The organism is Aurantivibrio infirmus (genome assembly GCF_054767315.1).
Genome location: NZ_BAAFSK010000002.1, coordinates 406,251 through 432,206, shown reverse-complemented (window position 1 = coordinate 432,206; position 25,956 = coordinate 406,251). Strand labels below are relative to the sequence as shown.

Below are 25,956 nucleotides of genomic sequence, written 5' to 3'. Positions count from 1 at the left end.
TTCACTAACTATTATATGTAACTAAAGATTATCTAAACGGTTGTAATCCAAAATTCCTGATCGCAGTGGTTCTAGTTCTTTATATTGTTCATGTATTTCATCACTGAGCGCCCAAAAACGATTGCTGGTGCGACGAACTCCGAACTTATCCAGCAGGCGCGCATAATCTTGAGAATTTTTAAGTTTCGCTAGAGAATCTACAAAGTCAGCTATTTGGTTCACCTCCATTTCCAAAAACACATTGGGATACGCGCCCAGAATTCCATTTACGGCAGTTACCCTATCTTCTTCAGGAAGTCTGCGACTTTCTTCATTTAACATAGAAGCAATATTGGTATGCGCGCTTTCACTCAACACGGTAAACAATCCATAACCTTTAATGTTAATAAAGGCTGTTTGTGGAATTATCGATGCAGCGATCCCACGAATAGTATTAATTTTATCAAGCTCCAACTTTGCCTGAGATGGTAAAGAAGAATATCGAATAGCATATTTTTTCCCAAGCACGGGTTGTAAACGAATTTTTAGCGCATTATAAAATTCGAGCTTAGGATTACTTCCATTACTTTCATACAACGGCTCGGTAATATCGTGGTCATAGTATGCTGAGAGGTATTCTTCAACTTCATCGAGCGCACCTCGGTACCAATGTCTTACTTCTTCCTGACGCTTGTCTTCTGGCAAAAACGCCAAAAAATTCATTTCTGATTCCATTCTCAAAAAATCCATATACATTCTAGTCATAGCTTGATGAGAAACCGTTCCATAGACATCGAAACCGGCCACCAGTAAATAATGGATTCGTTCTAAAATCGGATAATCGATTATCCACGTTGTTTTAGTCGGATCACCCACTAAACCTTTAACAACCGTAGCACTATCGTGATGACGAAAAATTGTTAGCGCTGCATTGTCATTGCTTCCACCGCCATCCCAAACAGCTTCTAGGCTGGCGCGCTTCAATACTTCGTAGTTCTTCGCAATAAACTCTCCCTTGGCATGAACATAATTTTGTTGAGCCTTGGCATAGGCGCGCCAATTTGCAATGGACCACACCGCACTACCCGACTGAGCTGGCATGCGTAAATGTTTATCTTGTCGTGCTAGAAATTCAGAAAATTCCGCTGAACTCTGATTTTCTGGAGCAACAAAGAAAACCCAAAACCTATCTTGAATAACATCAAGTGCAACTGAACCACGACAAACAGGCCCTTTAATAAAATTCATGATGGTAAACTGAGCCTCATCGAGTAAAAAACGATACCGTGAGTCAATTGGAATTTTCCGAAATGTTATAAATGGATTCGATGCAACTTGTGGTTCATAACTAGGTAGAGAATCCACGCTATACTCAGCGTCAAAAAACCATTTTTCCCACTTATTTTTTTTATCCTGGTTTAACACATAGGGCATATGCGTCTTAGCAACTATGCTCTCAGTATCTGGAACTAACCGATAATAAACCCTCTCTACCTTTGGGTCGCTGTACGGCCGACGAGTACTAATTCTTTCAACGGATTCTCCAGGCGGCGTTTTCGATCGAATCAACTTGAAGTATTTTGTATCTTGCCCCTCATCTTCAAAAAACAAATGCGCTAAATAAAGATGCTCATACAAGTAACGAGCACTTAATCGCTGTTTAAATGATTCCCCGTTAAAAAACTGCTCCCATTCTACAATCTTATTTTTTTCTTCTCGCGAGAGTACGAGAGGATTCCCAGCAGTCACCGCACCTTGTGCCAACCAAGTTTGCAAGGTGTCATATTCTTCATCCGGTAAATTTGGCAAGCCATAAGGCATACCCCAAAGTGGATAGGCTTCAGCAAAATCTTCGAAGTTTTCTATTTTTGGACACTTTGATGCCCTCCCTAAAGACAATTCAAAAGTCTTCGGTAACAATTTCTCTTTGGGTAAAGGGTGATCCTGCTTTAGTTTTAACATTCTGGACAAAAGACCCGCATTTAAATTTGCTTGCGGAGAATTTTCTCGCTCATTCAATACTGGCGCAAAACCCTTTTCACGCCACTCAGCAACACTATGTGCATCTTGATTAAGACGAGTTAGAGGCGCTTCCGTTAAACGATAACCGTCATAAACTGGACTACTTGATACACCTCTCAACAAACCATCATAGGATTCGAGCTTCAGTTGGCAGGGGGCGTCGTAACACGCATGGCAAACGACACAACGTTTTTCCATGATCGGTCGAATATGCTCTTCATATTCCACCTCAGTTTCATTGGTCGCAATGTTGCCGCTGTTAGGCGACGGTGGGCCATAAATCGTATTCAGATTACGAACCGCCATTATCGTGCAACCCACAAGTACTATACTTACCGATACAATTAATACGATTGATCTAAGCAAAACTCGAACCCCGTGCTGATGTTAAATTTCGGAGAAACTCTATTCTTAATATCTGTATTTCGGGAGGAGTATATGGCAGCTGCTAAGGCATTTGAAGGAGCGAAATCACAACACCACTTAAAGTATTGCTTTCTACTTATAAACAGCTTGGCGATCTCTTTTAATTTCTCAATTTGCGAAACAAAAAAAACACACAGCCTCGGCGGAATCCGTTTGACCAGCATCGTCAGCATGCTGATTTCTTCACGAGTATCGTGTGTTTTTATTAACAACAGATTGATAAGTTTTAGCTATGCTCCATACATGCAATGGCTTGCTTCGCCTCGGCACCGATCTTATTCATGACTCTCATCAAGGTGTTCCGCATTAACTCGTAACTGAGTTCCTCTTGGCTTGCCATTGGGCTCAATCCAAAAGCATGCATAATTTTGCGCATCAAATAAAAAATCAACACGCCAATATCAAAAGCTTTTTTTACCCCCTCTGACAGCAGCCATGCAATCCTATCGGCCAAGGTTAGCCCAACAATGACTGGTAACTGTAGTAATGACGCATTCGCTTTAACGATTTTTTTGAGTACAAGTGCCAAACTTGCACTTATCCGCGACCAGGTTTGAGGATCATAAGGGCTGACAACGCAATCAGAACACAACCAATTTTCAATCGCTTCACTATCACCACAAATATTGAGTGGACAAATGACCTCTTGCCAACGTTCGAACCGGCAAAGAGATTTTCTGTAATTTAGCATCAAGTGGGAATTATGATTTACCGCAGCACCTTGGTGAGCCAATTGATAACCATTAGTGGAGCTGGGAGCGTGAAGAAAAGGATACAAAGGAAGCATCGGTACGGGATCTGCAGAATGATAAACGCGATGGATATTCTCGCCTCCTAATTTGGCGGTGACTGATTTAGCAAAACTTTCGAAGCCGACCTTAGGCGCCCCAAAAGTATAAACAATGGTTTTTTTACCAAAAAAATGTTGCACCCAATCAGCGACTAAGGTCGCTACGGCACCTCCAGAACTGTGGCCGATACAGTGTACCGTTGAAGCATCGCGATGTTGACGAATAAAAAACTCTAACTCCGCATGCAAACTATAAAATATTTCATTAAAGCCAGTATGAACGGGCAAGCCAGTAATTGACGAATCAATACCCACGCGCACGTTACTTAGCCAATCCAAACCGCAGTGGCCCGTTGAAGAGCCTCGAAAAACGAGAAAGATATCATTGTTAAATTGTCGAGCGCCACGAGCACATACGCCGAAGCCAACCCTCGATTTTATATAATGACCACCAACAGTTGCGCGTACACTTTGCGCCTCACCAACCGAGTTTAAAAATTCAGGTCGCTGCAAAAAGGCGTCTAGTTTAAATTGATCCGTAACCGTATAAGCTTCTGCTGCGAGCTGAGATGACAATTTTGGTGATAAGGTATTCATTCATAATTCCTTTTATGATGGTTTGAAAATATTTATTTTTCTCCTAAAGAAAATCATCCTGTCAAATCTAAGCTCAATTCTCCTTACTTGCGCTATTCAAATACACTAGTCTGCGCAAGTGTTTATCACGAGGATTTTTCACTCAACAATTTTGGAAAATTAATAAGAGAAGAAAAATAGTAAGTCGCGTTAAAGCGAGTGCTGATGGCTGTTGTTTGGTGAAAACTTACCTGCACAAACATCGGAAGATTATTAATATGGCTAATAATTTTGGGAATGAGCGTCATCATTAAAACCGTCCTTGTTTACTTTAAATGCACAAGCTCTTAGCGCTCAAACCGAGAAAGTGTCCAATTTTTCAAGTTATGGTCGAGTATTCAGCCTAATTGAATTACCTACGAAAATCGGGGATTTGAGTCACAGAATTCATGGCACCCTATCATTAGCCACGATTGGCGAAGTTCTGAACAATTTTGCTATCGAAATTATTCAGATACCACACTTCATTACCCAACTATTGCGGCGAACTGACCCTTAAGTCGTAGCATATCGATAATTTCTAAATTAAACTGTCCAACCTTTGCGAATAAGAAAAATAGGGGGAAAGCAATGACACTCATCCAGAAGTGTTCTGTAAACGACAATTCAAAATCACCGAACTCAGTGCTTCGTTTCTCAAGCGCCATCGCGGCTCTCGTTCTCAGCGCTTCAGCGTCGCTTGTGCTAGCGCAACCAGCTGATATGTCTAAAGGTGAATATCTCGCCAGACTTGGCAATTGTGTTGCTTGCCACACCATTGAAAATGGCGAGCCCTATGCTGGAGGGCTGAAAATGGCCGTGCCAATGCTTGGTGCTATTTATGCCACCAACATCACACCGGATAAAGAAACGGGTATCGGCGATTACACTTACGAAGATTTCGATAAATCCATGCGTCTAGGTGTTGCAAAAGACGGGCACCGGCTGTACCCCGCCATGCCTTACCCTTCTTACGCAAAAATTACCGAAGATGATATGAAGGCGCTTTACGACTACTTCATGAACGAAGTTGAACCTGTCAATCAAGCCAACCCTGAAAACGAGATTCCTGGCTGGAAGAGCCCACGCTGGCCTCTAGCGATCTGGAATTTCATTACTCTTGATGATGACCGCTATGAAGACGACCCCGATAAAGATGCGGTGTGGAATCGTGGCGCCTACCTCACACAAGGTCTTGGTCATTGTGGCGCTTGTCATACTCCTCGCGGTTTGATGATGCAGGAAAAAGGCGTCGACGAAAGTAGCAGCCACTTCCTCGCTGGTGCGGAACTTGATCATTGGTCCGCATCGCCTCTAAATGGCGACATTAATTCTGGCCTCGGTCGCTGGACAGTTGAAGATACCGCTGAATTTTTAAAGACCGGCAAAAACCGCTTCGGTACCGCCTTTGGCACGATGGTTGAGGTGATCAATAACAGTACCCAGTATATGACTGATGATGATCTTCTCGCGATGGCGACTTACTTAAAATCTTTACCTCCCAAAAACGAGAAGAACGCAACTGAATACGGTTACGACGCAAGTTCCGCGAATAAATTAGCAGCGTTTAATTTCGAAGAACGCGGTTCACAGGTTTACTTTGAATATTGCGTTTCTTGTCATGGTTACGACGGTGGCGGTCAAAACAAAGCAATGCCTGCTCTCGCTGGGAACCCAATTGTTCTCGATCCAAATCCGTCATCCCTTATCAACCTAACGCTCAACGGTTCTATTCGCGTAGTCATTGATGATGCACCTGAAACTTTCGACATGCCCTATTTCCGTGGATTGCTGGATGATGAGCAAGTTGCTGATGTTGTTACCTACATGCGAAAAGCATGGGGACACAATGCCTCTGCGGTTGATAGCGAACAAGTTGCGGTAATCAGTGAGGCGACAGATCCTACCCACAACAACGATGTGATTTTGCTACGAATGAAATAAATTTCTACAACGAAATTTTATTTAACACATTGTTATCGAGCTGCCGTATTACTTTTTAGTGTTTTTTGGTAATACGGCAGCTTTTTCATTTGGATAAAGATTCCAAGCTTTTTTTAAATCCGGCTTATTGCTCGTAGTTACGTTCGCGTCTTAAAAATATTCAACACTAAAATACTGTCAAAGATTAAATCTCCCACATCATTTCTATATATTACCGAAAGCACTAAAAATCCAACTCTTATATTATTCTCGATTTGATTTACTCGAAACTCGTTAGCACTCCTGCTTTGTGTGCCACCCCCGGCCTAAGTATTGCTAATTCAGGTAACACTACCTATGATTCAGCAGTGACAGTTCATAACGCCCTAGGATCTTTACATTAGCAGGAGAAATTTGGCATGCTGATTCGAATCGTTCTATTTGTTTGCTTTGTCGGATTGACGGCGTGCAGCTCGACCCGCCTTTCCGAGCGAAACATCGATTTAATTGATCAGCGCTGGCAATCACTCCTGAGCACAGAACAATTTGATAACCCAGAAGCTGGTATTAAAATTCCAGAACAAGATCTATTTGCCCTACCCGATCATGTAGTTAACTATTTGGACAAATACGTGGCATCGATCAGAAATCGCGAGACACGTTATTTAGTTTTACGCGACTGGATCTATGACCAATTTCGGATGTACAACTACGATATTGAAACCACCTCAAGTACCAACGAATTATTTAATGGTCGTAGTATAAATTGCCTATCGTTTTCAATACTTTTTGTTGCCGCCGCACGGCACGTTGATTTACCCGCGCAACTACAGCTTGTTAACTCTCCTCCTTATTGGGATCTAAAAGAAAACACCTCAATTCGAAATCAGCATGTTAATGTTGCGACTGACTTAAAACTTAACAGCGGCATCTACGATAAGTATTCAGATATAGAACGAATCAATTGGACCAGCTCCAGTCGCACAGGAGCATTGGGATCGCACATTGACAGCTTTTCTAGCAACAAAAAAATTCATGTAATGGATTTAAATCCTTCAGTAATAAACGTCTCTTACAAGACAGAGGCGCTGAATGATGCACAAGCCTATGCGCTGTACTACAGTAACAAGAGTATTGAGTCGCTATTTAAAGACGAATTTGAAAAGGCTTTCGAAAACATAAAGCTTGCGTTAGAACATGATCGCTATTCAAGCACTGCATGGAATAATTTGGGAGTATTGCTGAAAAGAAAAAATGAAGGTACGCGGGCGAAAATAGTATTTGAAACTGCTCTTCTAGCGGATCAGGAAAACCTTCCTGCAAAAACCAACTTGGCATCCATTTTAAAAAAATTAGGTGAAACCACTCGTGCCAATGAATTAGAAAAAGAGGTAGAAGAATATAGAATATCGAACCCTTATTATCACTACGCGCTTAGTGAAGATGCATTTGCCGAAGGAAAAGTCGATCAAGCCATACAACATCTAGCAGACGCGGTACAATTGAAGTTTGACGAACCACAGTTTTATTTTTCTCTAGCGCGCTGTTACGCAAAATTAGGCGACTATGAAAACACACGAGACAGTTTAGTCATGGCTAGAAATCATGCCAAAGCAGGAGAAAAAGCACGCTATACTTTAAAGCTCAACGATATCGCGCTCGCTAGTCCCGCACTTAAACACTAATTATTTCCCAAACGGTTTTAGTGTCCCAGCATTAACAACCCAAGCTCTTTAAAAACCGGAAATAAAGAGAGGACCAATAGAAACGCCATCACCCAGTTAAACATCATTAATGCCAAATTTGATTTAACGAAATTCCTCGCAACATGTCCGCTACACAACCAAAAACCCACGCAAGGCAAAGACGCTAATAAAAAAGCCGCCGCTATAATAGCCACTGCCAAGATATAATTACCATTTAGAGCGGTAAAAGTTGCGACAGATGTTAACGCAAGCACCCAAGCTTTAGGGTTCACCCATTGAAACAGTGCCGCTTGAAGAAAAGTGAAGGGCTTGCTCGATTCCCTCTCTTCAATAGAGGCTCGAGTCGTTGCGATTTTGTAGGCGAGATAAAGCAAGTAAAGACTCCCGACAATTTTCAAAATTAAATGCAGAACCGGAAAACGTTCAAACAAAAATCCTATACCTAAACCTACCGCAACCACCATCGCAGGAAAGCCGATAAAGATGCCGAACAAATGGGGCAATGATCGCTTAATACCATAATTTAAACCGGAAGAAAACATCATGATGTTATTCGGCCCAGGCGTAATGGTCGAAGAAAAAGTAAATAGTAAAAGTGCTAATATTTCCATGATTTAATGCGTAGAATTTAAACCCCGCACTCCTGAGCAATGAGTTCACCGTATTTTTTTTGAAGCGCTAAAAAAACATCTCCCGGACAGTGTGCAATTTTTTTATTGTCCAGACTACCGACAGGAATAATCCTCGCTCCACTGCCACAAATAAAAACTTCATCCGCCGTATAAACGTCGTAAGGTGTCAATGTTTTCTCGTGATTTTCGAGTTTAATTTCATTGGCAATATCAATTAAAGACTGACGCGTGATTCCGGCTAACGCGCCATCTGTACAAGGCGGAGTGAGCAGCACGCCATCCTTAATAATGAAAATATTCTCTGCACAACATTCTGCGACATTACCAAACTGATTGAGCAACAACGCTTCATCAGCTTCGGCTACATTAGCTTCAATGCGCGCCATAATTGAATGCAAATAATTTAGAGTTTTAATACGTGAATCTAAACCCGTACCCACCGCGCGTTTTATTGTAGAAGTAATTATATGAATCCCTTCGCGATATTTTCGTTCGTCAACAATTTCCAAATCCGCAGACACGATAAAAACATTGGGCAACGGACAACTTTTTGGGTTTAGACCTAGATTACCCTCTCCTCTCGTGACAACTAAACGCAAGTAGCCGCTATCTTGGGGGGCTGCCGCAATACACGCATTGACCCCTTCTACCAATTCCTCATCCTCAAAGGGTATCGACAGCTCTAGAGCAACAAGAGACTGGTGCAGTCGCTTAAGATTCATCGCGAGCCGAAACGGTCGGCGGTTGTAGAAGCGCAGCCCTTCGAATACGCCATCGCCATATAAGAGACCATGATCAAATAGCGATATCTTCGCCTCGCTTATCGGTATGAGCTTGCCATTGAACCAACAAAATGAATGTTGCAGTGCTTCTCGTAACATTGTGTTTACCTCCCTCAAAAACAAGTAGGACCTTCCTATTTATCTAAGGGCGGTGAATGTAATGACATTACGGAGATGGGTACAGATACAGAAATGGATATTTTTGATGGTTACAGATAAGATTAAGGCTTTTCACTCTATCTAAACGGTGACCCAAGAAGCTTTAGCTATGAACCTTTACGAAGAGCTCGCACAGCAACTCGCCACACAAATACAGAATCGCTCTCTATTGCTTGGCGACCGACTCCCAGGAACTCGTCGGCTCGCAACCAAACATCGTGTCAGCATCAATACGGTATTACAGGCGCAAAGCTTATTGGAAAACTGGGGAATGATTAGTGCGAAACCTCGGTCGGGATATTTTGTGTGTTGGCGTGGCGAAGATTCTGCTGAACACACGATTAAACTCACAGAATTTAACCCCGCGCCGCAACTTGTGAAAAATCAAAAACTCGTGCTTGACCTTGTACAAAACACTGAAGATAAAAATTTAGTGCAGTTTGGCGCCGCGCTTCCGGATTCAGATTTTTTTCCAATCAAAAAATTACAACGTAGTGCGTCTCATGTGATTAGAACGCAAGATGAACTTTATAGCCGTTACAGCTTTCCTCCTGGTGATCTTAACTTACGAAAACAATTATCAAAACGGATGCATAGTAAGAACTGCGCCGTTGGCCCAGAAGAACTGGTTATCACCAGTGGGTGTCACGAGGCGATACTGCTTGCATTGAAAGCATTGACCAAACCCGGTGACATCGTCGCTTTAGAATCCCCTACCTACTACGGCCTGTTACAAATCATCGATTCCTTGCAACTAAAAGCCTTAGAGATTCCCACCTCACCACGCGAGGGAATGGATCAAACCGCCTTAACGCAGGCGTGTAAAGAGTGGGATATAAAAGCCTGCGTAATCGTTAGCAACTTTAGCAATCCTCTCGGTTGCAGCGCTTCGCTTCAGCAAAAAAAATCCATACTCTCGATTTTGACGAACAATAATATCCCCTTGATCGAAGACAACATTTATGGAGACCTATCTTTTGATGGTTTTCAACCTTCCACCTTCAAAAGTCTCGACACCAAAGGTAATGTCCTTTATTGCAACTCCTGCTCAAAAACCGTTTCACCCGGACTGCGGGTGGGGTGGATAGCTCCTGGGCGTTATTTAGAAAAAGTTACCTATTTAAAATTCACGCAAACATTGGCTACACCCACTTTGGATCAGCAAATACTTTGTCGCTACTTAATGGAAGGAAACTACGATCAGCACATTCGAAAAATACGCGCCGTACTAGCGGCACACATCTTTCAAATTCGCGCGTTAATACTAAAACACTTTCCACCAGGCACCTCCGTTAGCAAACCCGAAGGTGGTTTCGTGTTGTGGATTACAATGCCAAGGAAGTTTGATTCGATGAGATTTTACGAGTTAGCGCTTAAAAATAAAATTAGCATCGCACCGGGGCCGCTGTTTACAACAGGCAATAAATACAAAAATTGCTTTCGTATTAACTGTGCATTGTCCTGGGATAATAAAATTGAGCAAGCTATAGAGGTTTTAGGGCGGATAGCGGTGGAGTTTTACTAACGACGGGATCCCATAAATTAGATTTTTTGGATTTAAGGAATATTAATAGAAACCTTAAATTAAAAAGCAGAACTCAACCAAAAATTTCTGCACAGTAGATCAACACCATGATTGCGATCACTTGCAGCATAAGCTTTAGGGTAATCCAAGACTCGTTATTCAATTGGGTGGGGGTATCACTGTGTGATTTGCGGTAAATCATTTACTGCTCCCTTTTTCGTATTCATTGTGACTTAGCAATGTTATATCGCAATCGAGACTGCCGGCGCTCTAAATAGTTTAATACGATAAGTTATCAAAAATTATTAAAAGCTCTTCCATGAGCTGATATAAAAACTGCGGCCAACCATCCTTGGAATAACTACAATCCTTACATTCGAATCCATCGAAAATTATCGAAGTTGGCTACCGGATAAACCAGTAATCCGGGTGGTCCCGCCACTCGATGCATGCAGATTACCAGCTATTACGGCACCTTCCTTTCAGTAAGATCACCTAGTTTTTAGATGAGCTTACCTATTTTTCAGCACGTCGATTAATAGTTAGCTATTAAGAATTCCTTTATCTTGTTGTATTTGTTAACTTTATCTCCTTGCCGAACAAGTTTTCGGCTTATTCAAGCTCTAAAATTGTCAGTTTTCAATGTCGGCGGCAAGCAGAAAATTGTATTCTCTAAACCTCTGATAGTGTCAGATATAAGCGTACTCGCAGACTAGCATTGCGCAAAAAATTACACTGTAGCCTTATAAACTAAGCAATAAAAAAATGAGTTTGTTACTCGAACGCGATGAACCAATGCAACAACTACTCGTCCTAGCTGAACAGGCTAAACAAGGGCGCGGTGGTCTTGCATTAGTCAGTGGCGAAGCAGGTATTGGTAAAACGTCGTTACTGCAATTGCTGCGGTCAAAGATACAAAGCAAACAGCGTGTGGTTTGGGGCGGGAGCGATGCATTGTTTACGCCGAGGCCTTTAGGTCCCCTGCACGACATGTCGGCGTCGTTCAATCCTAAAATTCGATATTTACTCACCGAAGGCGCGCAACCATCGACACTTTACACCTTAATGCTCGAGGAGCTAGAAAACGCCAGCCCGGGCACGATTTTAATATTTGAAGATATGCATTGGGCAGATTATGCGACTTTAGATTTATTAAAATTTTTAGGTCGCAGAATTTCTATGTTACCAACACTGCTGATCATTAGTTTTAGAGATGACGAAGTCAACGGAGACCATCCCTTAGCAAGAGTAATTGGTGAATTACCCACAGACCACACCGCTAGGATCAACCTGCAACCGCTGACTAAGCACGCGATAAAAACCCTAGGTCTACCCCCTGGTTACAAAATTGATGACTTGTACAAAGTGACCGGCGGCAACCCCTTTTTTGTTTCTGAACTATTGTCTTACCAACACAATCCTGACTCCCTCATTCCCGCATCGATAAAAGACGCGGTAAATGCGCGCCTTGTGCGATTGTCATCGGAAGAGAGATCTCTGCTCGAAACCATTAGCGTTATACCCGGAGCGATTCCTCTCAATCTGCTTGAGACTTTGGTCGGGCCGTCTGGTGAAACCTTAGCTATGGCTTGCATCGGCCGCAATTTATTAGTCCAAGACACCTCCGAAACTTTACGTTTTCGACACGAGCTTTCACGCCTCGCAACCTTGGCGAGGGTATCGACAACCCAACAAAAAAAGTTACACGAAAAAGTCTTAGATACTTTATTACTTGAATTCAACAAACAAAAAAAACCGATCGAAGCATATTCTAATTTAGATCAACTCGTCCATCACGCCGCCGGTGCTTTCAATTCTGAACAAGTTCTTAAGTTTGCACCTACCGCGGCGCGCACTGCCGCCTCACTTGGCGCCCATAGTGAAGCCGCCGATCATCTCGCCACTGCGTTGCGATTTATTAATAACGCCAGTCCAGAATTAGCCGCACAGCTTTATGAGAATTGGGCCTATGAAGCTGGGCTGGCTTTGCGAATAGATGATGATGTATTAGACGCCCGACGACATGCCATTAGTCTTTGGCGCGCGCTCGATCGGCCGGAAAAAGTCGGTGAAAACCTGCGCTGGATGTCGCGCTTGCATTGGTATCGCGGTGAAGCTTCTGAAGCGAGCCACTATGCCGATGAAGCTATTCAGGTTTTAGAAAGCACACCGGAAAGCGCTGAACACGCAATGGCCTATAGCTTACGCTCACAGTTGCACATGTTAAATGATCGCATGGATGATGCGATCGCGTGGGGAGAAAAAGCATTAAAACTCGCAAATGAATACGACAACGTTGAAGTAGAAATTCATGCCTTAAATAATATTGGTTCCGCGCTGGTTTTTAGAAACAATCCCGAGGGAATTTCTAAATTAGAACGGAGTCTCGCTTTGGCATTACAGGAGGGCTTACATGAACACGCTGCAAGAGTGTATACAAACCTATCCGAATACGCTGTTGATTTTAGAAATTTTGAATTGGCCGAGAGAACATTAGCGAAAGGGATTGCCTACAACAATCAACACGACCTTTTTGCCTGGCGCGATTATTTGTTGGGGCGCTTAGCCTTACTGAGAATGGATCAAGGTAGATTACAAGATGCACAAACCATTGCAGCGGGTGTATTAAAATCAGATCGACTCACTTTGTTAATGCGGCTTCCGGCACTTTCCGTTCTCGCTAAAACTCAAATGCGGCTCGGTGCACAAAGTGCACATAAAAATTTTATTGATGCATTAACTGACGCCCTGGCCACCGATGAAATGCAATACATTGTTCCGATACGTTTAGGTCTTATTGAATTTTCTTGGTTAAATAACAAAACAAAAAATGCACTGGAACATCTCGAATACCTAAATGAACTTGGCCCAGAGAACATGCATTTTTGGAATCTCGGTGAAACTTCAGTTTGGGCACACCGATTGAATTTTTCGCTTGATGTAAGTTTTCACCAAGAATTGCCACAACCGCATCAGTTAGAAATTGACGGAAATTTCCTCGCTGCAGCACAGTCCTGGAAAACTCTCGGTCTTCCGTTCGCTGCTGCCTTAACACTCATGCAAATTAAAGACCCGACCAAAATTCAGGATGCTTTTATTGAGGCGCAAAATCTTTTGGAACCAATTGACGGAGCCGGCGGCCTAGCAAAATTAAAATCTCTGGCTAACGATCTTGCGATGAGCGAGTTGTTACACAGTAATCGGCGCGGGCCCTATAAAGCCGCAAGGAATCACCCCTTAGGTCTCACCAAACGAGAACAAGAAATTTTGCAACTCATCAGCAAAGGGGCAACTAACAAAGAGATCGCCCAAGTGTTATCGCGCTCGCAACGAACCATCGAACACCATGTGTCAGCCATCCTGACCAAACTCAATTCGAACAGTAGGATGGAAGCCATGCTGAGAGTTCACAACGAGCCTTGGCTGCTACCGGAATAGCTTTCAGATAATAAACAGGTCTTTCGGCAGACCTTGATATTCACCTCGCTCTTCTTCCCCACTCCCTGTATAATCGCCCACCGATTGATCAGCTCTCCCACCCTCTCAATACACAGGTTCACCATGTCATCAGATACGCCAGAGTCCAGCTTTGCTGAGCTCAATTTGCCTTCGTTCCTCTTAAAAGCCTTACAACAAGTAGGCTACGAGTCACCTTCTCCCATACAAGAAGCCACTATTCCACTGCTTTTAGCCAATAAAGACGTAGTAGGAATGGCGCAAACAGGGACTGGCAAAACAGCAGCTTTCGCGCTACCGATACTGGCAAATCTAGATATTAAACAAAAGAATCCCCAAGCCTTGGTCTTATGCCCAACGCGTGAACTCGCGATTCAAGTCGCCGAGGCTTTTCAAACCTATGCCTCCTTCATTAAAGGTTTTCACGTTTTGCCTGTTTATGGCGGCCAAGACATGGGTGGACAACTTCGTGGCTTAAGGCGCGGAGCGCACGTCATCGTCGGCACACCAGGACGCTTGCTCGATCATTTGAACCGCAAGAGTTTGGATCTCAGTGAAATTAAAACCTTGGTTCTCGACGAAGCCGATGAAATGTTGCGCATGGGTTTCATTGACGATGTCGAAACGATTTTGCAGCGCACGCCAGACAACCGTCGCGTTGCTTTGTTCTCAGCAACAATGCCGCCGGTGATTCGCAAAGTCGCGAATAAGTATTTAAATAAGCCGGAAGAAATTCGCATAGAAACCTCCGTTACCACCAATGAAAATATTGAACAACACTATTGGTTGGTCACCGGCACCAATAAGCTTGACGCTTTAACTCGCATACTCGAAGTCGAAACCTTTGACGGCATGATTATTTTCGTGCGCACGAAAACTGCAACTGTTGAGCTAGCGGACAAATTAAGTGCTCGGGGGTTTTCAGCGGCTGCGCTTAATGGCGATATGAATCAAAACTTACGCCAACGTGCTGTCGAAAATTTAAAACGCGGCAAGCTAGATATTTTAATCGCTACTGATGTCGCCGCGAGAGGCTTGGACGTAGAAAGAATCAGTCACGTATTAAATTACGATATCCCTTACGATGAAGAATCTTATGTCCATCGTATTGGACGAACGGGCCGCGCAGGGCGAAAAGGTAAAGCGATTTTGTTTGTCGCACCCAGAGAAAGACGGCTTTTGGGTTCAATTGAAAGAACCACTCGCCAAACAATTAAACAAATGACGCTCCCCAGCCAAGAAGAACTGATCGGGATACGCTCGCGGATATTTAAAGAACAAGTTATCGCTTCTGTCGGCAACCCCGACACCGCGTTCTTTCAGAAAATTGTCAGTGAAATGTGCGAGGAAAATAATCTAACCTCCGAAGATGTTGCTGCAAGCCTCGCATATTTGTTGCAAAAAAATCGTCCGCTTATTCCACCTCCGATAAAAGCCAGTAACGAAAGTAACTATAACGGCAAGGGACGCGATGGAAAACGAGATCGCAACGATCGAAGTCGCCGTGATCGCGGAGAAGGCCGCGACCGTGGTGGTAGAGATGGGCGCCGCGATAGAGGCCCAGCGCCAGCTCCAGAAGCTGGAATGACACGCTACAAACTGCAAGTAGGTCATGAAGACCAAGTTAAACCCGGCGAAATCGTCGGCGCTATTGCTAACGAGGCCGGCATCGATGGCAATAACATTGGCAAAATTAAAATTTATGACGATTATAGTACCGTCGATTTGCCCGAAGGCATGCCGAAAGATATGTTTCAATTGCTGCAAAAGGTTCGCGTCAAAAATAAACCTATGCGACTTTCAGCTTTTGATAGTAAATCCACGCCAAGCGGTGGTTCCGACAAGCCTCGTGGCGGGTTTAAAAAACCTTTTAATAAAAAGAAATCAAATGATAGCGGAGATAAAGGCCGTTTCAAAAAAGATTTCAAACGTAAAAAAGAAAAGCCGAAATCTGATTAATCCATTTTCGATTTACAGATCTGGCTAAAAGGAAACTTATTTAAAGACCTTCGTTGAAAGTGAGTGTAAAAATAGAACTCAGCTATCGTTCAAACGTTGAAGACAAATCGACGCGGCTGTTGTTCTATTTTCCACGCCCAGTTTTCGAAACACCTGCTCTAGGTGTTTATTTACCGTTCGTGGACTCATCGACAAAATCTGCGCTATTTCACGATTAGCTTTTCCTCTCGATAACCATAACAGTACTTCGGCTTCTCGCTCTGTCAAAAAAAACTCTTTCCGTAACGTTTGCCGATCTTGTAACTCATTATCTTCGACAAGACGGAGCAAATATTCTCCTGGTGAGATTTGACCAAGATAACGCACTTGCAGAGTTTGATCAGTTTTTCTTAATGACATGAAACTATTTTTTTTCGGACTTCTACTTAACCATTGGTTGATCTGAACGGGTAAAAATTCTTTCATCCATTGGGAATCTTGATTCACCGAAGTCAACAACTCTTTAGCGCCGGCCGTTAGCCATAAGATCTCACCACTCAGATTACATGCGAATGCTAACTGCCCAATCTCATTTAAAGCACCACGTGCACTGCGAGTAATCCGCGAATTATTTAAGTGGACTCGTATGCGAGCAAACAGTTCGTCGAACTGAATGGGTTTACTAATATAGTCCACGCCGCCAGACTCTAAACCTTTGACAACGTGCTCACTGTCGCTGAGGCCAGTCATAAAAATAACGGGTACATCACTTAGCTCCGCATTATTTTTAAGTTGCAGACAAGCGCTAAAGCCGTCGAGATTGGGCATTATTGCATCCAATAAAATAATATCGGGAGCCATTTTGCTGGCAATCGATAGGGCTTGTACTCCATCCATCGCGACTAGAACGGTGTAGCCTTCATTAGTTAGAGCAGAATTCAACATGCCTAACGAATCCGGTGCATCATCCGCAACTAAAACAATACCTTTGCTAGTGTCACTCATGAATCTAATACCTTCTTGTTGACAGCAATAATTTCCGCGAACTGATAGCTATCTAGGTAACGACTCATTGTCGCAATAAACTCCCCTGTACCCTGTTGTCGTTCGATTCGTTTAAATATTTTTTGTAGACCATCAATAAAACCCAGCTCCGCCATACTAATGATTTCTCGGTGGTCTTGTTCAGAAACCTCTCCAAAATTATTTAATGTAGAGAGGCTTTCATTTGAGGTTTCACGTGTAGGAATTAACGAACCCTTGAGCTCATAGCACCATTCAATTCCCATTACCTCAGACATTTTGTCCAGAAGTAGAGATTCACGTACTGGCTTTATTAAATAGGCGTCGTATATTTTAATATCGCCTATTTTATTTAATGAGTTGTGATCTTCAGTGGCATCGGCAGAAACCATAATAATGGGCGTGCGGTTTTTATTTGCGCGGAGTTGTTTGACCAAATCCATACCGCTCATACCCGGCATAGAGATATCAAGTAAAAACAGATCGACATCTTCACTCTCGAGCATATCAATACAACTATAGGCATCCGGTGCTTCGATGATATTAAAACCGAGGGGGGCAAGTACTTCACTAATAAAACCGCGATGGAATGGATCATCGTCGACGATCATTACCGTTTTTTGCGAACCAAAATAGGACTGTATTTTTTTGACCGGCGTCACGTTTACATCACGTTCGGCGACGCTTGAAAGCATGAGCGATAATTTAAAAACGCTACCTACCCCTGGGGTGCTATCCAGTACTATTTCTCCACCCATAATTTCCGTTAACAGTTTCGTTATCGTTAAACCCAAACCTGTTCCAGGCAACTGAGGATGGCCGGCCTTGCGGATGCGTTCGAATGGCCGGAAAATGCGATCGGCCTCATGTGGCTCGATGCCGATTCCAGAATCCGATATCGTAAACTCTGCAACCTGGCTACGATATCGTACCGTCATTGACACTTTTCCTTTTTGTGTGAATTTAACGGCGTTCGATAATAAGTTAATTAAAATTTGTCGAAGGTGCTTTTCATCGGCAATGACCAGTTCAGGCAAATAGCTTTGGCAAATATACTCAAAGCCGATGCCCTTTGCTTCAGCTTGCATCCGAAACATTTCTACTAAGTCAGCGATAAGCTCGCGAATTTTTACACGATCACGATGTAACTCTAGGCGTCCTGCCTCAATACGTGATATATCCAACAACCCCTCAATCAGATCGGCTAAATAGTCTCCACTACGGCGAATAACATTAACCTTATTCATTTGTTGTTGACTTAAAAACAAATCTTTTTCCAACAATTGTGCGTAGCCCAAAATTGAATTTAAAGGGCTACGCAATTCATGACTAATACCTGTCAGGTAGCGGCTCTTCGCTTGATTCGCCGCCTCGGCGATTTCCTTGGCTTGTTGAAGCTGACGATCGGTTTTTTTATGTGCGTAGATTTCCTTACTCAGCAAATCGGTTTGTCGAATCGATTCATCCAAAGCCATTTGTCGACTTTCGTTAGCCAACACGAATAACCAAGTTAGAACGCCAACAATAATTATCAATAACAGAAATACCTGGGTTAGCGTTGACGCGACCACTTCCTTTACTTGAAAATCTATGACCGGCAATTGCACGTACACCATCCAAAACAATACGGCGATAATAGCGATGATCAAGGTTAGTAAACCCGAGAATTGCAATAAACGCGGATTCATCAACAGAACGAGTCGCTGTGGTAAAACCGCCGCAACGAAATTGGTTAGCTGATCGGCGAAACGAGCGTTAGTTTTACATTGGTCGTGGCAGCTAGAATCTAGTGAACAACATAAAGAACAAATTGCACCATCAAATACCGGGCAGGTCGTCATGTCTTCAATTTCAAATTCGTTTTGACACACCGTGCAAACCTGGCTCGATGAACCGGAAGGCCACCGGTTTGCCGGTCTAGCAATGTAATAACGGCCCTGTGTTGCGATCGCAATAATGGGTGACACAATGAATGCGGTCATTAATGCTAGGTAGGGCGACAAGGCTTGCGCGAGATCACCAAAACTTCCGGTAAGCGATAAGATACCTACAGCTGAAGCAATTAACATTGATCCCACACCAACGGGATTAATATCGTATAAATGTGCGCGTTTAAATTCGATGTGTTTGGGACTAAACCCCAAGGGTTTATTGATAACCAAGTCCGCTACTAAAGCACCAACCCAGGCTACCGCAACATTGGAGTAGATTCCGAGAATTCTTTCTAAAGCATCATATACACCTAGCTCCATTAGCATTAAGGCAATGATGACATTAAAAACCAACCAAACGACTCGGCCAGGATGACTGTGAGTCAAGCGCGAGAAAAAATTTGACCAAGCAATAGAACCCGCATAAGCGTTCATCACATTAATTTTCAGTTGGCAGACAATGACAAAAATACCCGTTAAAGCCAGAGTTGCTTGTGGTGATAGCTGTAAAAAATTAAAAGCAACTAAGTACATATTTGTGGGATCAGTCGCAAGCTCCTCAGTGACTCCGTGGCTTAAAGCAAGAACCGCTAAAAACGAGCCGGCAATAATTTTTAATGCACCAACAATTATCCATCCGGGTCCCGCAGAGATTAACGCGACCCACCACTGTATGCGCGTCTGTTGTTTTTGTTCAGGAAGAAAGCGTAAAAAATCAACTTGCTCCCCAATTTGCGCCATTAAAGAAAACAGCACACCAGAGGCAGCACCGAAAAAAAGAATATTAAACCCGCCCTTATCCCCCTCCTCCGCACCTGTGTAGTGCGTCCACTGATCTACAATCGACCACTCATGCCACAAAATAAATACGAAAGGCAGCAGCTGTAAAACCAGCCAAAAAGGTTGACTCCATAGTTGAAAGCGACTGATAAAGGTAATTCCGTGTGTCACGAGAGGAATAACGGCTAAGGCACAAATTAAATAACCGATACTTTTTGGGATACCAAAAAGCAACTCCAGAGCAGAGGACATAATTGCTGCTTCTAGAGCGAAGAAAATAAATGTAAAAGACGCATAGATTAACGAGGTGATGGTTGAGCCAATGTATCCAAAGCTGGCACCTCGACTCAGTAAATCAATATCGACGCCATAGCGCGCAGCGTAGTAACAGATGGGTATGCCAGTGAGAAAAATAATCGCCGATACAACAAGAATCGCCACTAAAGCATTATCAAAACCGTGATGTATTGTGATGGTAGCGCCAATAGCTTCAAGGGCTAGAAATGAGATTGCCCCCAATGCCGTGTTGGAAACACGGGCAATAGACCACCGCCGCGCTTTCTTGGCAGTGAACCGCAACGCATAATCTTCCAGTGTTTGATTTGCAACCCAACGATTGTAATTACGGCGGGTTGTGAAAATTTGTCGCTCACTCATTCCGTGCTACATCCTATACGCATTTTTTCGGCAAGCCCTAACACCCATGAACGCCGGGGGGCCACAGTACAGAATCAGCCCGACAGTAAGATTAGAATCATGATTGATAAAATTTTAATGCGAACGATTTATTTAGTTCGGTCGAATTTATAATCCAAGTAAATTCCTCTAAAAGGAGTTTCCCGTAAAAAATAAATCGCGAGATTCCGGCAGAAGAAAATCTGCTGTAGAGAACTTCAATGCAAGTTTGACTCCATATTTTTACTTAACAGCCTTTATATCTGAATTCCCTCCTTTGGCCTAAACCTAAGCCGCATAGATTGAGACCTGCACAACTAACAAAACGCCGAGCAAAGCTTGGCAAGATAAACCTGCGCGACGGTGTTGACTATGCGTCAAATGACGTAGATGACTAGTGTGCTTGGCTAATTTCCTTTAACTCAAATTTCCTAGATTCTGGTCCTCGAAACGTTAGCTATTTAATGACTTTTTCATAATCCCGCGAAACAAAAGAGAGGTTCCATCATGCAACTTACCCAATCAACACATAGCTTTGGCAGTCTGCGCCGACGTTTTGTGAAAAACCTGATAGCGTTGCCCGCGGCAGCTTTGCTCGCCGGCGGAATGTTTTCTTCAAGCCATGCACAAGTAAATTCAACAGGCCTTGCCGTCACGGACGACACGGTTACCGTAGGAATACTTCACTCAGTAACGGGAACCATGGCAATCAGTGAAACAGGTTCCGTGCAGGCGGAAAAACTCGCCATTGAGCAAATCAACGCAATGGGCGGCGTGCTGGGCAGAAAAATTGAATATATCCAAGAAGATGGTGCCAGCGATTGGCCAACCTTCGCTGAAAAATCCAAAAAACTTTTAGTCAACGATAAAGTCGCGGCGGTATTCGGTTGCTGGACTTCAGCATCTCGTAAAGCCGTACTGCCCGTCTTCGAGCAATACAACGGCATGCTTTATTACCCGACTTTTTATGAAGGTCTAGAAGAGTCACCCAACGTTATTTATACCGGTCAAGAAGCCACTCAACAGATAATTGCCGGTATCGATTGGGTCGTAAAAAACAAAGGCGCAAAAAGTTTTTTCCTGCTCGGCTCTGACTACATTTGGCCTCGAACCTCGAACAAAATTGCCCGTAAGCATATTGAAAAACTGGGCTTAAAAGTCGTCGGCGAAGAATATTATCCCCTCGGTCACACACAATTTAATTCTGTCATTAACAAAGTCAAATTACGCAAACCCGATGTGCTCTACGCCATCGTCGTTGGCGGCTCCAATGTGTCTTTTTATAAACAGCTAAAAGCCGCTGGGATTGATATGACGAAAGAAAAACCAACCATCCTAACGATCTCTGTGACTGAAGATGAAATCTTAGGAATCGGCGGAGAAAATATTGTCGGCGCTTATGCGGCCATGAAATATTTCCAAAGCTTAGACAATGACAACAACGAAGCCTTTGTTAAAGCGTTTAAAGAGCGCTGGGGTGAGGACATTGTTATCGGTGACGTTACACAAGCTGCCTACCTAGGACCTTGGTTGTGGAAAGCCGCCGTTGAAAAAGCCGGTTCATTCGATATCGATAAAGTTCGCGAGGCTTCTCCTGGAATTGAACTCACCACCGCTCCAGAAGGCTATGTACGGATTCATGAAAATCATCACCTTTGGTCAAAAACGCGCATAGGGCACGCTAAAAAAGACGGCCAATATGAACTTGTCTATGAAACTGAGGAGCTCATTGAGCCTGACCCATTCCCAGAAGGTTACCAATAGACCTTTTAACTAAACCATTAGGAAAGATAAGCGGCCCAAGTACTGGGTCGCTACTTAAGAAAATTCACTACAACAAAATCACGTTGATGTTTGAATTAAAAATTACATACAAATTTTTACCGTAAATTTTTTGAAGATGAATCGTTATTAGTTAGCTGTCTTTATATCTGAGGTTCAAACAATGTTTGCCGATTACACCATGTCAGAGCTCACCTCTATTTTTGCCATGCAAGGGTTTGCAGGTCTTAGTCTATTTTCTGTATTCGTTCTCATGGCGTTGGGCCTCGCGATCATTTTTGGTCAAATGGGTGTAATTAATATGGCCCACGGAGAATTTATGATTCTCGGCGCCTATATCACCTACCTAACATCCAACTTATTTTCTTCATATTTACCATCAATGTTTAACGGCTACTTCTTTGTCGCCATGTTATTTGCATTTATTGCCACCGCCGCTCTCGGCGCTTTCGTTGAATGGGCAATGATTCGACATTTATATAAACGACCACTCGATACTTTATTAGCAACCTGGGGACTAAGTCTGATTTTGCAACAAACCTATCGCAGCGTATTTGGCGCTCGCGAAGTCGGCGTGTCTATTCCCGACTGGATGATGGGTTCTTACTCCGTCACGGACATGATTGAGATTCCAATCAACGGAATTTTTGTCATGGTCTTAACAATTTTTATTACGCTAGGCGTGTACCTAATGATGCAAAAGTCACGGCTGGGAAAACAAACCCGCGCCGTTGTGCAAAACAGACAGATGGCTGGGGCCGTCGGCATTAACACCGAGTTAGTTGATCGGTACACCTTTGCGATGGGTTGTGGGATCGCTGGTATTGCAGGTTCAGCATTCACCATGATTGGGTCAACCGGCCCTACTGCGGGCCAACTCTATATTGTTGACACATTTCTAGTTGTCGTTTTTGGCGGCGCTTCAAGCTTACTCGGAACCGTCGCCTCTGCTTTCACAATTTCCCAAGCGCAATCCACTATGGAATTTTTCTTGAGTGGTTCGATGGCGAAAGTTCTGACCTTACTCGTGGTTGTCGGCATTCTAATGCTACGCCCACAAGGTTTATTTACATTGAAAATTAGACATTAGGAGACCGCAATGTCATTGACAGATATACGAGCATTAATGCCGAAAAATGATCTTTGGGGTTTCGCAATTTTGGCGGTCATTATCTTTATTGTATTTCCTATATTTTTGGACATCTTTCGTTTGAATTTACTTGGAAAATACCTGACTTATGCTTTTGTCGCACTCGGCTTAACTTTGTGTTGGGGCTCCGCAGGTATTTTGAGCTTAGGCCAAGGTGTATTTTTTGGTCTTGGCGGATACTGCATGGCAATGTTTCTAAAACTCGAAGCTTCCAGCCCTGAAAACACCTCTATCCAATCGACGCCAGGAATTCCGGATTTCATGGATTGGAATCAGATAACCGAGTTACCGTTTTTCTGGCAACCTTTTCATAGTTTTACTTTTACGATCATTGCCGTTTTTCTGGTACCTGCGCTGTTCGCTTACCTAATCGGTATAGCGATGTTTAAACGCCGCGTCGGCGGTGTTTACTTTGCCATTATCACTCAAGCAATTGCAGCAATTCTGACAATATTAATTATTGGTCAGCAAGGATACACAGGTGGTGTAAACGGTATTACGGACTTAAGGACGCTTCACGGCTGGGATATTCGCGTCGACTCCGCAAAATATATTTTGTATTTCATCAACGCTATTCTTTTGTTTGGCTGTTTATTTGCAGCGCAGTTCATTAGAAAAAGTAAACTAGGTCGCCTTTTGGTAGCAATGCGTGTACAGGAAGATCGGGTGCGATTTTCCGGTTACGACGTTGCCAATTTCAAAATATTTATTTTCTGCATCGCTGCTGTTTTTTCTGCCATCGGTGGCGCGATGTTTACCTTGCAAGTTGGCTTCATGTCGCCCTCTTTTGTTGGCATCGTTCCATCCATAGAAATGGTAATTTTCTGTGCTGTTGGCGGTCGCCTGTCTTTACTCGGCGCAGTGTACGGCACCTTGATCGTGAACTTTGCAAAAACTACATTCTCAGAATTCTTCCCAGAGCTTTGGCTGTTCGCTATGGGCACACTATTTATTGGCGTTGTGATGGCTTTCCCTGATGGATTGGCGGGCGTATACCAATCAAAAATTCAGCCATGGATTTTCAAAAATATTCATCGATTACCAAAACCATTTGGAAGTAAGTCATCGACACAGCAAATATTGGAATAGTTAGAGGTCAGTTATGTCTGCGGAACCAGCGCTTAGAAAAGCAAAAAACTTCGTCTTAAGTATTGAAGGTCTGACGGTTTCATTTGACGGATTCAAAGCCGTCAACGACCTGTCACTCTACGTCGAGGAACAAGAAATTCGTGTCATTATCGGCCCCAATGGTGCGGGAAAAACCACAGTTTTAGATTTGATCTGCGGGCGCACTAACGCGACTTCAGGCTCGATAAAATTTAAAGGGAAAGAGCTGACAAAAATGAAAGAGCACCAAATAGTCCACGCTGGCGTTGGACGAAAATTTCAAAACCCATCGATCTATGAAGACCTAAGCGTATTCGAGAATCTTGAAATTTCTTTCCCTCGCGGCAGAAATGTATGGGGAGCATTAGGTTTTCGTCGCGATTCCGAAGTTGTTAATAAAGTAACGGAAATTGCGGAAATGATTTTTCTCAGCGACAAATTACAAGAGTCCGCGGCCTTACTAAGCCACGGCCAAAAGCAATGGTTAGAGATCGGTATGTTATTGATTCAAGACCCAGAACTACTCATGTTGGATGAACCCGTCGCAGGAATGTCGGTGTCGGAACGCAAACAGACCGCCGGTCTGCTGCGGCGAATCACTCAAGATAGATCGGTTTTAGTTGTCGAGCATGACATGCAGTTTGTTGAAGATATTGCGGATCGCGTGACAGTGTTGCATCAAGGAAAACTGCTATCGGAAGGATCTATGGAGAGGGTCAAAAACGATCCAAAAGTTATTGAAGTGTATCTAGGTCATTAAATTACTTTCCGACAAATTAATTATAGCAATCGTCGTTTTGTTCGTGGCTGATGATGGCCCAACCTTTATTACAGGATTTATCTTATGTTCGAGATCGCTGATTATCACGTAGCTTATGGTCAAAGCGAGGTGATTAATAACATGAATTTGTCACTAAAACCAAAAGAGATTATTGCCATTCTTGGTCGTAATGGCATGGGTAAAACCACGTTAATGAAATCTTTGATCGGTTTGATTCCCTCCAAAAAGGGTAGCTTAAAACTCGAAGATAAAGATCTAAGCAAAATGAAAAGCCATCAACGTGTTGCATCAGGCATTGGATTCGTGCCGCAGGGTCGGATGATTTTCTCAACCATGACAGTTAAAGAAAATATTGAAACAGGTTTAACAACGACGAAGAGAAAGAACGTTCCTGGAGATCTCTACAGTCTGTTCCCGGTGCTACTGGAAATGCGTCACCGAAGAGGTGGAAATCTATCCGGCGGCCAACAGCAACAGCTAGCAATCGCGCGCGCATTAGCTAGTGACCCCAAAGTGCTGCTGCTTGACGAGCCCACCGAGGGGATTCAACCCTCAATCATCAAAGAAATGGCAAAAACACTAAAAGAAATTCGCGACCAAAGAAATTTATCGATCATTGTTTCTGAACAAGTTCTTAGTTTCGCACTTGATATTGCGGACCGCATTATCGTTATCGAAAAAGGACAAATCGTTCACGACGAGCCTCGCGAAGCAGTCAACGAAGAACAAGTATCCGCCTATTTATCCGTTTAGATCCCAGCAATATAACACCAG

General features: G+C 43.3%; 18 protein-coding genes. 10 read left to right on the top strand and 8 right to left on the bottom strand.

The annotated features are described in order from the left end of the window. Positions 1 to 21 precede the first annotated feature (21 nt). From ACYUCY_RS05625 to ACYUCY_RS05615, 3 genes are all read right to left on the bottom strand, one after another. On the bottom strand, positions 22 to 2,307 hold the full coding sequence (locus ACYUCY_RS05625; RefSeq protein WP_460225476.1) for a fatty acid cis/trans isomerase: 2,286 nt from the start codon (positions 2,305 to 2,307) through the stop codon (positions 22 to 24). Positions 2,308 to 2,653: 346 nt separating this feature from the next. Continuing rightward, the gene (locus ACYUCY_RS05620) at positions 2,654 to 3,814 is read right to left on the bottom strand and encodes a lipase family protein (protein ID WP_460225475.1); all 1,161 of its coding nucleotides are present in this window, start codon (positions 3,812 to 3,814) and stop codon (positions 2,654 to 2,656) included. 506 nt (positions 3,815 to 4,320) lie between these two features. Then, a complete protein-coding gene (locus ACYUCY_RS05615; protein WP_460225474.1) occupies positions 4,321 to 4,500 on the bottom strand; it encodes a hypothetical protein in 180 nt (59 codons plus the stop codon). Positions 4,501 to 4,555: 55 nt separating this feature from the next. Here ACYUCY_RS05615 and ACYUCY_RS05610 point away from each other — a divergent pair, with 55 nt between their 5' ends. Further along, entirely contained in the window at positions 4,556 to 5,776 is a 1,221-nt protein-coding gene (locus tag ACYUCY_RS05610; RefSeq protein ID WP_460225473.1) for a cytochrome c, read from the top strand. Positions 5,777 to 6,174: 398 nt separating this feature from the next. After that, complete coding sequence (locus ACYUCY_RS05605; RefSeq protein WP_460225472.1) at positions 6,175 to 7,440, top strand: hypothetical protein; 1,266 nt, start codon at positions 6,175 to 6,177, stop codon at positions 7,438 to 7,440. Between the two features lie 17 nt (positions 7,441 to 7,457). Here the strand turns inward: ACYUCY_RS05605 and ACYUCY_RS05600 are convergent, their stop codons facing one another. Beyond that, positions 7,458 to 8,072: a LysE family translocator gene (locus tag ACYUCY_RS05600; RefSeq protein WP_460225471.1), complete on the bottom strand. Its 615-nt coding sequence runs from the start codon at positions 8,070 to 8,072 to the stop codon at positions 7,458 to 7,460. 17 nt (positions 8,073 to 8,089) lie between these two features. Beyond that, entirely contained in the window at positions 8,090 to 8,974 is an 885-nt protein-coding gene (locus ACYUCY_RS05595; protein WP_460225470.1) for an aminotransferase class IV, read from the bottom strand. Between the two features lie 169 nt (positions 8,975 to 9,143). Between ACYUCY_RS05595 and ACYUCY_RS05590 the strand changes: the two genes are divergently transcribed. Then, positions 9,144 to 10,559 (top strand): aminotransferase-like domain-containing protein, encoded by a 1,416-nt coding sequence (locus tag ACYUCY_RS05590; RefSeq protein ID WP_460225469.1) that lies wholly within the window; start codon positions 9,144 to 9,146, stop codon positions 10,557 to 10,559. Between the two features lie 73 nt (positions 10,560 to 10,632). On the opposite strand, the gene ACYUCY_RS05585 is transcribed toward ACYUCY_RS05590, so the two are convergent. Beyond that, the gene (locus ACYUCY_RS05585; RefSeq protein ID WP_460225468.1) at positions 10,633 to 10,761 is read right to left on the bottom strand and encodes a hypothetical protein; all 129 of its coding nucleotides are present in this window, start codon (positions 10,759 to 10,761) and stop codon (positions 10,633 to 10,635) included. A 563-nt stretch (positions 10,762 to 11,324) separates the two neighbouring features. Between ACYUCY_RS05585 and ACYUCY_RS05580 the strand changes: the two genes are divergently transcribed. Together ACYUCY_RS05580 and ACYUCY_RS05575 are read left to right on the top strand one after the other, a co-directional pair. Continuing rightward, on the top strand, positions 11,325 to 13,997 hold the full coding sequence (locus tag ACYUCY_RS05580) for a helix-turn-helix transcriptional regulator (RefSeq protein ID WP_460225467.1): 2,673 nt from the start codon (positions 11,325 to 11,327) through the stop codon (positions 13,995 to 13,997). Between the two features lie 123 nt (positions 13,998 to 14,120). Continuing rightward, positions 14,121 to 15,974: a DEAD/DEAH box helicase gene (locus ACYUCY_RS05575; protein WP_460225466.1), complete on the top strand. Its 1,854-nt coding sequence runs from the start codon at positions 14,121 to 14,123 to the stop codon at positions 15,972 to 15,974. A 78-nt stretch (positions 15,975 to 16,052) separates the two neighbouring features. On the opposite strand, the gene ACYUCY_RS05570 is transcribed toward ACYUCY_RS05575, so the two are convergent. Together ACYUCY_RS05570 and ACYUCY_RS05565 are read right to left on the bottom strand one after the other, a co-directional pair. After that, positions 16,053 to 16,958: a response regulator gene (locus ACYUCY_RS05570; RefSeq protein WP_460225465.1), complete on the bottom strand. Its 906-nt coding sequence runs from the start codon at positions 16,956 to 16,958 to the stop codon at positions 16,053 to 16,055. Continuing rightward, a complete protein-coding gene (locus ACYUCY_RS05565) occupies positions 16,955 to 20,344 on the bottom strand; it encodes a hybrid sensor histidine kinase/response regulator (RefSeq protein ID WP_460225464.1) in 3,390 nt (1,129 codons plus the stop codon). Before ACYUCY_RS05565 ends, ACYUCY_RS05570 begins: the two co-directional genes overlap by 4 nt. Positions 20,345 to 20,968: 624 nt before the next feature. On the opposite strand from ACYUCY_RS05565, the gene urtA reads away from it, so the two are divergent. The 5 genes from urtA (at position 20,969) to urtE (ending at position 25,935) form a co-directional block, all read left to right on the top strand. Beyond that, positions 20,969 to 22,126, top strand: coding sequence for an urea ABC transporter substrate-binding protein (gene urtA, locus ACYUCY_RS05560; protein WP_460225713.1), 1,158 nt, complete (start codon positions 20,969 to 20,971; stop codon positions 22,124 to 22,126). A gap of 181 nt (positions 22,127 to 22,307) precedes the next feature. Next, the gene (urtB, locus tag ACYUCY_RS05555) at positions 22,308 to 23,234 is read left to right on the top strand and encodes an urea ABC transporter permease subunit UrtB (protein ID WP_460225463.1); all 927 of its coding nucleotides are present in this window, start codon (positions 22,308 to 22,310) and stop codon (positions 23,232 to 23,234) included. A 9-nt stretch (positions 23,235 to 23,243) separates the two neighbouring features. Next, positions 23,244 to 24,383, top strand: a complete 1,140-nt coding sequence (gene urtC / locus ACYUCY_RS05550) for an urea ABC transporter permease subunit UrtC (RefSeq protein WP_460225462.1) — start codon at positions 23,244 to 23,246, stop codon at positions 24,381 to 24,383. A 13-nt stretch (positions 24,384 to 24,396) separates the two neighbouring features. Then, complete coding sequence (gene urtD, locus ACYUCY_RS05545; RefSeq protein WP_460225461.1) at positions 24,397 to 25,161, top strand: urea ABC transporter ATP-binding protein UrtD; 765 nt, start codon at positions 24,397 to 24,399, stop codon at positions 25,159 to 25,161. Positions 25,162 to 25,245: 84 nt separating this feature from the next. Continuing rightward, complete coding sequence (gene urtE / locus ACYUCY_RS05540) at positions 25,246 to 25,935, top strand: urea ABC transporter ATP-binding subunit UrtE (protein WP_460225460.1); 690 nt, start codon at positions 25,246 to 25,248, stop codon at positions 25,933 to 25,935. Positions 25,936 to 25,956 lie beyond the last annotated feature (21 nt).

What these genes read in the sequence shown, in the direction of transcription:
- ACYUCY_RS05625 (WP_460225476.1), bottom strand. Translation starts at nt 2,307, where the DNA reads ATGGCGGTTCGTAATCTGAATACGATTTATGGCCCACCGTCGCCTAAC.
- ACYUCY_RS05620 (WP_460225475.1), bottom strand. Translation starts at nt 3,814, where the DNA reads ATGAATACCTTATCACCAAAATTGTCATCTCAGCTCGCAGCAGAAGCT.
- ACYUCY_RS05615 (WP_460225474.1), bottom strand. Translation starts at nt 4,500, where the DNA reads ATGGCGCTTGAGAAACGAAGCACTGAGTTCGGTGATTTTGAATTGTCG.
- ACYUCY_RS05610 (WP_460225473.1), top strand. Translation starts at nt 4,556, where the DNA reads ATGTCTAAAGGTGAATATCTCGCCAGACTTGGCAATTGTGTTGCTTGC.
- ACYUCY_RS05605 (WP_460225472.1), top strand. Translation starts at nt 6,175, where the DNA reads ATGCTGATTCGAATCGTTCTATTTGTTTGCTTTGTCGGATTGACGGCG.
- ACYUCY_RS05600 (WP_460225471.1), bottom strand. Translation starts at nt 8,072, where the DNA reads ATGGAAATATTAGCACTTTTACTATTTACTTTTTCTTCGACCATTACG.
- ACYUCY_RS05595 (WP_460225470.1), bottom strand. Translation starts at nt 8,974, where the DNA reads ATGTTACGAGAAGCACTGCAACATTCATTTTGTTGGTTCAATGGCAAG.
- ACYUCY_RS05590 (WP_460225469.1), top strand. Translation starts at nt 9,144, where the DNA reads ATGAACCTTTACGAAGAGCTCGCACAGCAACTCGCCACACAAATACAG.
- ACYUCY_RS05585 (WP_460225468.1), bottom strand. Translation starts at nt 10,761, where the DNA reads ATGATTTACCGCAAATCACACAGTGATACCCCCACCCAATTGAATAAC.
- ACYUCY_RS05580 (WP_460225467.1), top strand. Translation starts at nt 11,325, where the DNA reads ATGAGTTTGTTACTCGAACGCGATGAACCAATGCAACAACTACTCGTC.
- ACYUCY_RS05575 (WP_460225466.1), top strand. Translation starts at nt 14,121, where the DNA reads ATGTCATCAGATACGCCAGAGTCCAGCTTTGCTGAGCTCAATTTGCCT.
- ACYUCY_RS05570 (WP_460225465.1), bottom strand. Translation starts at nt 16,958, where the DNA reads ATGAGTGACACTAGCAAAGGTATTGTTTTAGTTGCGGATGATGCACCG.
- ACYUCY_RS05565 (WP_460225464.1), bottom strand. Translation starts at nt 20,344, where the DNA reads ATGAGTGAGCGACAAATTTTCACAACCCGCCGTAATTACAATCGTTGG.
- urtA (WP_460225713.1), top strand. Translation starts at nt 20,969, where the DNA reads ATGTTTTCTTCAAGCCATGCACAAGTAAATTCAACAGGCCTTGCCGTC.
- urtB (WP_460225463.1), top strand. Translation starts at nt 22,308, where the DNA reads ATGTTTGCCGATTACACCATGTCAGAGCTCACCTCTATTTTTGCCATG.
- urtC (WP_460225462.1), top strand. Translation starts at nt 23,244, where the DNA reads ATGTCATTGACAGATATACGAGCATTAATGCCGAAAAATGATCTTTGG.
- urtD (WP_460225461.1), top strand. Translation starts at nt 24,397, where the DNA reads ATGTCTGCGGAACCAGCGCTTAGAAAAGCAAAAAACTTCGTCTTAAGT.
- urtE (WP_460225460.1), top strand. Translation starts at nt 25,246, where the DNA reads ATGTTCGAGATCGCTGATTATCACGTAGCTTATGGTCAAAGCGAGGTG.